General features: G+C 63.7%; 9 protein-coding genes. All 9 read right to left on the bottom strand.

Annotated features, from left to right (window positions below):
- On the bottom strand, nucleotides 1-738 hold a 738-nt coding region (locus tag ABNS06_RS07945; RefSeq protein WP_348673733.1), incomplete at its 3' end, for a phytanoyl-CoA dioxygenase family protein.
- Between the two features lie 61 nt (nucleotides 739-799).
- Complete coding sequence (locus ABNS06_RS07940) at nucleotides 800-1,063, bottom strand: hypothetical protein (protein WP_348673731.1); 264 nt, start codon at nucleotides 1,061-1,063, stop codon at nucleotides 800-802.
- Between the two features lie 97 nt (nucleotides 1,064-1,160).
- Nucleotides 1,161-1,988 (bottom strand): metal-dependent hydrolase, encoded by an 828-nt coding sequence (locus ABNS06_RS07935; protein ID WP_348673730.1) that lies wholly within the window; start codon nucleotides 1,986-1,988, stop codon nucleotides 1,161-1,163.
- A 135-nt stretch (nucleotides 1,989-2,123) separates the two neighbouring features.
- Complete coding sequence (locus tag ABNS06_RS07930; RefSeq protein ID WP_348673729.1) at nucleotides 2,124-3,071, bottom strand: hypothetical protein; 948 nt, start codon at nucleotides 3,069-3,071, stop codon at nucleotides 2,124-2,126.
- Between the two features lie 21 nt (nucleotides 3,072-3,092).
- A complete protein-coding gene (locus ABNS06_RS07925; RefSeq protein WP_348673728.1) occupies nucleotides 3,093-4,127 on the bottom strand; it encodes a methyltransferase in 1,035 nt (344 codons plus the stop codon).
- 65 nt (nucleotides 4,128-4,192) lie between these two features.
- The gene (locus ABNS06_RS07920; protein WP_348673727.1) at nucleotides 4,193-5,341 is read right to left on the bottom strand and encodes a StlD/DarB family beta-ketosynthase; all 1,149 of its coding nucleotides are present in this window, start codon (nucleotides 5,339-5,341) and stop codon (nucleotides 4,193-4,195) included.
- A 70-nt stretch (nucleotides 5,342-5,411) separates the two neighbouring features.
- On the bottom strand, nucleotides 5,412-6,641 hold the full coding sequence (fabF, locus tag ABNS06_RS07915; protein WP_348673726.1) for a beta-ketoacyl-ACP synthase II: 1,230 nt from the start codon (nucleotides 6,639-6,641) through the stop codon (nucleotides 5,412-5,414).
- Between the two features lies 1 nt (nucleotide 6,642).
- Entirely contained in the window at nucleotides 6,643-6,894 is a 252-nt protein-coding gene (locus tag ABNS06_RS07910; RefSeq protein ID WP_348673724.1) for a phosphopantetheine-binding protein, read from the bottom strand.
- Nucleotides 6,895-7,104: 210 nt separating this feature from the next.
- Nucleotides 7,105-8,196, bottom strand: coding sequence for a sulfotransferase (locus ABNS06_RS07905; protein WP_348673723.1), 1,092 nt, complete (start codon nucleotides 8,194-8,196; stop codon nucleotides 7,105-7,107).
- Between the last annotated feature and the right edge of the window lie 115 nt (nucleotides 8,197-8,311).

Genomic DNA, 8,311 nt, shown 5'->3' with positions numbered 1-8,311 from the left:
GTTGCCGTTGTCGTAATCCACGTCGTCGAACGCGATCCAGGTGGTGAGCTGGAACAGCTCGTCGCGGTCGGCCGGCCACAGCGTCGCCTTGTAGCCTTCTTCGGACAGGTAGGTGCTGGCCTGGTGCCAGGTGACCTCGGGCGCGCCCGGCTCCTTCAGGAACAGCTGCGAGCGCCACAGAAGCAGGTTCGGGCCCAGCAACTGCGCCAGGCGTTCGGTCCACTCGGGACGCTTGATCAGGTCCCACACCGCCGGGCAGTCCAGGTGGCGGTCGCGCCCGGTGACGAAGCCGTAGGTCTTCGACGGCTGCTCGATCTCAGCCCAGACCTGCTCGCGCAGTTCGATCATTTCCTCGCGGGAGCAAAGGGTCAGCGGGCCGAGAAAACCGTTCTCGTAAAAGCTGCGGATCTGGTCTTCCGACAGGCGCCACTGCTCGTCGACCTCGGCCAGAGGCTGCCAGGTGGGCGGATCGGGCATTACGCAGGGCTGGTCGATATAGATGCGTGACCCGAACGAGGTGATCGCCGAGCGCAGCATCTCCCAGTCCCAGGATTGCGCGAACAGGCCGACCTGCTCCGGCACCGCCCGACGCAGCGGCGGAATCGCCTTGATCAGCGCGATGCCCAGCATCAGCAGGGTGGTGGCGACGCGGCGTGCGGTGTTGTTGCCGCGAATCCAGTCGCGAATGTTCGACCGCTGACGCTGCATGATCGCGGTCCGACGTGCTGCTATCCCCATCACGTTCTCCCTGGATTGGGCGGATGCGGGCGCATCCGCGATTCCGACGATTCGATTGCGGTTACTGCTGGCTCAGTCCGGCGGTCATGACCAGCAGCGGCTGGGTGTCCTCGGCCGGTTTCAGCGCGGCCACCAGCAGCGCCGGGCAGAGGATGACGAACAGCAGGCCCGCCCCCCAGAACAGTCCGTTGACGTAACCCAGGCCGACCAGCCAGTTCAGCGGCGCGAGCAGCACCGCGCTGACGATCAGCCCCAGCACGGCCGCCTGCAGGGCACTCATTACGAAGGCAAGCGGAAAATCCCGCCAGATCAGTTCGTCGGACATGGCCAACCTCCCTCCATGGAGAGTGCATTCAACACGGCGTTGAAACTCGCAAGGACCGTACCCGCGGCCCGCCGGATCGATTCGATGCGACGACCGGTCAGGCGTTTTCCGCGCGATCGAGCTCGGCGGCGTAGGTTTCGACCAGTTCGCGGTTGTCGTGCTGCCACGGGTGGAAGCCCGGGCGGAAATAGGCCAGCCAGCGACCGAAGGCGCGCGGAATCACGGCCGGGCGGATCCAGAAGAAGCGGAAGGCCTGCCCCCAATCGCGGATATCGAACAGCTTGCGGTCCTGCCACAGCATCAGCGTGATCGATGTCGTCATGCCCACCGAATAGCCGAGGGTGGACCAGAGCATCACCGTGGTGCGCAGGAAGTAGCGCTCCAGCTTGTTCGGGACGGCGCGTTCGAACACGTCGAATGCAACGCCCTTGTGCTCGATTTCCTCGATCGCGTGCCAGTTCCAGATGCGTCGGACCTGCTCGTCGGCGCCTTCCAGTACACGCGGATCGCTCAGCGCCAGATCGCTCAGGATGGCGGTGATGTGTTCCATGCCCACGGTGCGGGCGAGATTGCGCTTGGGCGACAGGTAGCGCCGCGTCAACTCGACCGGCTTGGCGGTCAGGCTGGTGTGGAAGTCCACATCCACGCCCTGCGCCTTGAGCGTGGCGTTGTAGCGCGCGTGCTCGCGGGTGTGATCCGCCTCCTGGCGGATGAAGCCCTGGATGTCCTTCTGGAGCTGTTCGTCCTCGATACCCTCGGCGAATTCGCGCACCGACTCGATGAACGATTTCTCGCCTGGCGGGAACGACATCGACAAGGCGTCGTAGAACCGCGAGATGCGCGCATTGCCGCTGTGCCAGAAGCGCGGCCGTTCGGCGTCGAAGACCATGCGCAGGTTGCGACGTTCGATGGTGGATTCGGTCATCGTGACGACCTCCTGGGGACTCGCGATCGGTCCGCAATGGTAGCGTGACGAAGGGCGACCGCAGGCGCATGTACAACACCGCGGCGCAAGGCGTATGGAATCAGCAGCAAGAAGTACGCCGTGTGGACAAGCCGGTCACGAGACGACGCGCTCGACGAGATCGTCGTGGAACCGCCGGAATGCCGGTACCAGCCGCAGCAGCAGCAGCGAGAGCATGGTGATTGGCAGTACCACGACCACGGCGCAGGCCAGGAACAGCGCGTAGAACAGCACGACCGGCACGCGCGTCCACCGGCCCTGACGGCCGCAGAGTCGGATCAGCGCGCCCCAGATCATGAAGCTGCGCAGACCCATGAACTCCCCGAGCAGCAGCATCGGGTTTGGCGGGTTGGGGTCCGGGGTGGCGATCGGCCGCTCGGCCTCCGTGGCCGGTGTCTCGGACTCCAGCCATTGCACGATGCGCCGGCCATAGGTATCCGCGCCCTCGATCTCGGGTTCCGCGACACCGGCGGGCGGAAACATGCCCAGGTAGCGGTTCTTCTTGCCGGTGAACATCCAGCGCGGTGTGGTGATGAACGTCGCCGCCGTGCCGCCCTGGTCGGCGAGCACCACGCGGTCCAGCAGCCGGCCACCGAGCCCGCGGATCAGCTTGTTGAGTCGGTACTGGGCCATCAGCCACATGTTGCGGCAGGCGGTTACCGTAACGACCGGCGTGTCGCGGAACAGCTTGGCCGCGGTTTCCGATTGCAGAAATGCCACGATCGGCGGTGCCGGGCTCAGGTACCACGGCGTGTACCCGAGCACGATCAGATCGTAGGGACCAGAGGCCTCGATGGCCTTGATCTCGGGTGTGACGAACGCGACCGTTTCCGGAAACTCGTCGAAAAAGCGGAAAAACGGCCACGGAAACGGGTAGGGCTGCACCATCTCGATGCGATGACGTTCCACCTCGATGCCCGGCTGGTCGATCAGCGGTTGCACCAGGTGATCCATGACCCGGGTGAGCTGGCCGGTTTGTGAAAAGTGAATCTCCAGCACCCGTTTGGGCGGAGTCGGCGGTGATGCGTTATCGGTTGGTTGCATGATGATCTGGTTTGGGCCGGATCAGCGCGCGGCCTGAACCAGGCCTCCCGGCACGCTGGGTGGGAATCCGCGGTCCACCACCTTGGTGAACCCGGCTTTGGCGAGCAGGTCGTGGACTTCGGTCAGCGTGTAGGCGCGTCCTCCGACGTTGAAGAAGTTGAGTGAAATCACGTCGAACAGCTGCGCCTTGATCCCGCCCTCGCTGCCGGAGAACTGATCGACGATCAGCAGCACGCCATTCGGCGCCAGCGCCTTGAGGCATTTTTCGAACAGCACCAGCGTCTGATCCGGATTGAACAGGTGGATGAAGTTCGCGAGCAGGATCACGTCCCAGTTCTCTCCCAGGTCATCCTGGAAGGCGTTGCCGGCGACGAAGCTGAGCCGCTCCGTGCGGCCCTGTTCTTCGGCCAGCTTCTGGGCTGTGCCGATCGGGCCACCGAGATCGAAGACCGTGGCGTGCAGATCGGGGTAGTGGGCGACGAACTGACGGGCGTATTCGCCGTGGGCACCACCGATGTCGATCATCGTCTTGGCGTCGTCCGGGATGTCCGCGGCCTTCAGCACAGCCGGGATGAACATCCGCGCGGCCTGCTGCATGCCGCGGGTGTAGGTTTCCTGGCCGTCGGTGCCGGCCTTTTCGAACTTCGAATGGAAATCCAGCGACGGCCGGCCGGAGGCAACGTTGTCGCCCAGCGACTGCAGGCGCTCGTAGGTCACGCTTTGCAGCTTGAGCATCTCGCCGAGCCCGCGATCCGGGTCGACAATCCACTTCCTGGCCCAGCGACCGTTGACGTACTTGCCTGCGCGAAGTTTCAGATAACCGCTGCTCTTGAGCGCTCGCAGCAGCAGGCCGGTACCTTCGGGCGACAGCCCCAGCTTGTCGGCGACCTCATCCGGGCCGAGTCCGCCCGCGGCATCATGCTCCGCCAGCAGCTTGAAGATGCCCAACCGGTTCGCCTCGATGATCGCCCGCGCACGGACAATCGGCAGCTGGATGTCCAGCAATGGAACCGGCACGACGTTCAGCCATTTCAGCAGGCCAATGATCGCGTTCACGCACCCTCCTTGGGCTCGCGGTAAAGGCGCATGTCGCGCCGGACTGGGGACTGGTGTGGGTCTTCCTAGACCACCGTCAGCAGCATCGCCGCCATCGAGAAGCGGGCGCTTTCCGGAACCGCGCAGAGAATCCGGTCGCCCTTCTTCAGGCGTCCCGAATGCAGCAGGGTTTCCAGGATCACGAAGATCGACGCGGAGCCGATGTTTCCGGTCTCCGGCAGATTCGTGAACCACTTTTCTTCCGGAATGCCGTAGCCGGCCTCAGCCATCTGTTCGCCCAGCCGCTTCTTGAAGTACATCGACGACAGATGGGGGAGGAAGTAGTCGACGCTGTCGAAATCCAGGCCCCACTTGTCCTTCATCAACTGGCAGCCGGCGACGGCGACCTCGATGATGTTCTTGTCGAGCACGCGTACATCCTGCTGGAGCAGCAGATAGCCCTTGGACAGGATGTTGCGCATGTCCTCCTCGTCGGACCAGAAGTGGAACACCCCGTCCTTGTCCTTGACCATGCCGTTGTACATGCAGGTCGGTTTCTGGCCCGCCCAGGACATCACTTCCATGTTGTCGATGCGCAGCGACAGCCGATCCTCGCGCGGCGCCGTTTCGACCAGCGCCGTACCTGCGCCGTCGGACAGCATCCAGCGCAGGAACTCCTTCTCGAAGCTGACCATCGGGGCGGCTTCGGTCTGGTTGGCGTCGGCGTCGGTGACCATGGTGTACGAGTGGCCCTGCATGAACGGCGAGGCACGTTCGGAGCCGGAGACGACGAAATTGTCGCGAATGCCCATCGCCAGGTTCATGTAGGCGTAGTTCAGTGCCGACATGCCGGAACAGCAGACCCCCGCGGCGGACATCACCTCGGCGGGCTGCAATTCCAGCTCGCCGGCCACCATGTTCGCGTGGGAGGGGATGAGCTGATCCGGTGATGAACTGCCACAGGCCAGGCCCTGGATGTCATCGACGGTGAGACCAACCTTGCTGACCAGCGAGCGCACGGCTTCGCCGACCAGTTGGGCATTGGTGTGCGTACGTTCGCCGGTTTCCTGGTTGACGGCGTAGTAGCGCTGCTTGATGCCGTTGTTCTGCAGCACGAACAGCTTGACGCGTTTCGGCTGGTTGGGGATTTCCCCCAGAACCGTTTCGATCTGGTCGTTGGTAACCGGCTCGTTCGGAAGAAACGAGGCCATCTCGGTGATGTAGACAGTTTTCACTTCGTCCAGCCTTTCCGTGGATGCATGGATTCGACGTTGGTGATGCGTCGCCGCCCCGTTCAGCGACGCATCAGAGTGTGTTTTCCGGTTTGCGCAGCGTGAGAATCACGTTGCAGCCTCCGAACGCGAAGGTGTTGGACATGATCGCGTTCAGCGGCATTTCGCGTGCCTCGTTGGGCACGTAGTCCAGATCGCAGTCCGGGTCCGGCGTGTGCAGGTTGACCGTCGGCGGGACGATCCCGTCGCGCAGCGACAGACAGGAACTGACGAATTCGATCGCGCCGGACGCGCCCAGCGCGTGGCCGAGCATGCTCTTGATCGAGCTCATCGGCACCTTGGCCGCGCGGTCGCCCAGCACCTGCTTGATGGCCTTGGTCTCGGTGACATCGTTGGCCGTGGTCGCGGTGCCGTGGGCGTTGATGTAATCGACCTCGTCCACCGACATTCCGGCATCCCGCAGGGCATCGCGGATCGCCGCGACCTGGCCATCGACGCTGGGTCGTGTGGGATGGACGCCATCGTTGCTGCATCCGTAGCCGGTGACCTCGGCGTAGATCGGCGCGCCGCGCTTGCGAGCGAGATCCTCGCGCTCCAGCACGACGATGGCCGCGCCCTCCGACAGCACCAGACCGTCGCGGTCCTTCGAGAACGGACGCACCGCGGCAGCCGGGTCGTCATTGCGTACCGACATGACCCGCATCGCGTTCCATGCCGCGAACATGCCGTAGCTGAGCGGGGCCTCGGTACCGCCGGCGATGATGGCATCGGCATAGCCATGCCGGATCAGCCGCACGGCCTCGCCGATCGCGCTCGCGCCGGAACTGCAGGCCGTGGACACGGTGAAATTCGGGCCGCGGATGCCGTAGTGGATCGCGATATGACCGGCCGCCGCGTTGAACATGGCCTTGGGCACGGTCAACGGGTGCAGGATCTGCGGCCCGCGCTGATGGGTGTGCAGCGCGGGCTGCTGATCGTCGATCGTGCCGATCCCGCCGACCCCGGTGCCCAGGATGACGCCCAGGCGGCCGGGATCGCCGGAAAGACCGGATTCCTCGACGGCTTCTTCGCAGGCCTTGAGAGCCAGCTGGGTGAATCGGTCCAGATTGCGGGCAGCGCTGTAGCTCAGCGCGGACGGATCGAAGTCCGTGACCTGGCCGGCGATCCTGGTTTTGAGCCGAGAGGTGTCCACGCCCTCCAGAGTCTTGACTCCGGAGCGGCCCTCGCGGATCGAATCCCAGAATGAAGCCTTGCCGATGCCCGCGCTGGAAACGACGCCCAGCCCGGTGACGACAACCTTCACGTCAGGCGGCGACCTTGGCGTTCACTTCGCCTTCGACGATGCGGACGAGCGAGTCGAAATCGGAGACGGCTCGCGATTCCTCGTCATCCGGAAAGCTGATGTCGAAGTGGGTTTCGATGGCGAAGATGGCTTCGAGGAAATCCAGCGAATCCGCGCCCCAATCTTCCAGTGTCGAACCGGACGTCACGCTGTCCGCTTCGATCTTCAGTTCACTGGCGATGATTTCCCGAACTTGGTCTGCAATCGTGCTCATGTTGGAGACTCCCTGGGTCTTGGTGACTACTCGACAGGCGCTGACCGCCACGTCGAACGGTGAGCCGTGCGACGGCGTGCATGGCTGATCAACCGATGGCAGGTTTTGGGCGTCATGCCCGATTCCTGCCAGGACCTGGGGGGTAACCGATGACATCCGGTCAGGTCCATTCGGCTTACAGACATCCGTGTCGCCGACGACTCGAGGTCTTCAGGTAGGGGTATCGCAATATCCATACCGCTTCAGGTTTTCACCTGCGATGGACTCCACAATTTCGAAGCCCGAGTACTGGTTGGTATGAGACACCCGTCCCACTTTGGCCATGCGTGCATCGAATGCGGCCTTGGCGTCCGGCTGTTCCGGCTCCCCCAGGTCGCAGAATTCGAGAATGCGGCCGATGACGTCATGCGGTTCGGCCAGCACATCCTCGTAGCGGACTTCCATCAGGTGCGGGATCGTCGGCTTGATCCGGTCCATGTAGTTCACGGACTCGTTCCAGATGTGCGCCGTGGTGCGCAGGTCATCCGCTCCCCACTGCTTGATCGCCTGCTCCAGGCCGTCGACCCGCGGATAGGGAATGAACGGCTGATCCTTGAACATCGGGTGGTTGACCTTGATGTCCTGTTCGCGTTGACGCGTGTAGAGCTTGATCAGTGAATTGGCGACCTGGCGGCCGTCCCGGATCAGATAGACGAAGCGGGCGTCGGGGAACAGTTCGGCCACCAGCGGGATGACCGTGAGCAGCGCGGGCGACTTGTTCAGGAAGCGGTCACCACCGCGGTCCCGAAAGCAGTTGATCACGTGCTTGATATAGAAATAGATGTGCTCGATTTCCTCGGGCGTGAAATCGGCCAGCGTGCGCTCGGGCCAGGTCAGCGCGAACGGGTCGAGCTTCAGTGATTCCGCCCAGAACCGCATCGCCTCGGCCGGCGTGCCGGCGTTGACGATGATGCTGTCCTTCAGATAGCGCTCGCCCTCGACGTTCAGTTTCAGCCGCTTGCGCAGCATTTCCGTCGCATAGAAGGTGCGTGGGTCGCGCGCGCTGTCCATGGCGTGCGTGACGTAGGCGATGCGCTCATGGCAGGACAGGATCTCCTGCATCATCGTCGAGCCGCAGCGTGGTGTGCCGACGATGAAGATCGGTGCCTTGATCGCGATGTCGTCGATGCTCGGCCGCAGGAAATGGCTCACGATCCGGATGGCGGCGGTGCGCCATGCCGGCACATCCAGCGATACGAGATGCTGGTTCGCGAACTGTCGGGCGAGCAGCACTCTGGACAGCCAGTTGGCGTATTCGGCCAAGGTCGTTCTCCCTCGTCGTGATGGATTCCTTTCCGTCAACGGGGAAGCACGGACTGTGCCGGTAGCGGAACGAGGCGGGGAGAGGGCCGAGCGTGGCGGGCGCGCCAGACTGGCG

The sequence above is a fragment of the uncultured Abyssibacter sp. genome (assembly GCF_964000955.1).
Taxonomy (GTDB): domain Bacteria; phylum Pseudomonadota; class Gammaproteobacteria; order Nevskiales; family OUC007; genus Abyssibacter.
The sequence above is the reverse complement of the archived record's forward strand: the minus strand, read 5'-3'. Positions and strand labels throughout refer to the sequence as shown.

What these genes read in the sequence shown, in the direction of transcription:
- ABNS06_RS07940 (WP_348673731.1), bottom strand. Translation starts at nt 1,063, where the DNA reads ATGTCCGACGAACTGATCTGGCGGGATTTTCCGCTTGCCTTCGTAATG.
- ABNS06_RS07935 (WP_348673730.1), bottom strand. Translation starts at nt 1,988, where the DNA reads ATGACCGAATCCACCATCGAACGTCGCAACCTGCGCATGGTCTTCGAC.
- ABNS06_RS07930 (WP_348673729.1), bottom strand. Translation starts at nt 3,071, where the DNA reads ATGCAACCAACCGATAACGCATCACCGCCGACTCCGCCCAAACGGGTG.
- ABNS06_RS07910 (WP_348673724.1), bottom strand. Translation starts at nt 6,894, where the DNA reads ATGAGCACGATTGCAGACCAAGTTCGGGAAATCATCGCCAGTGAACTG.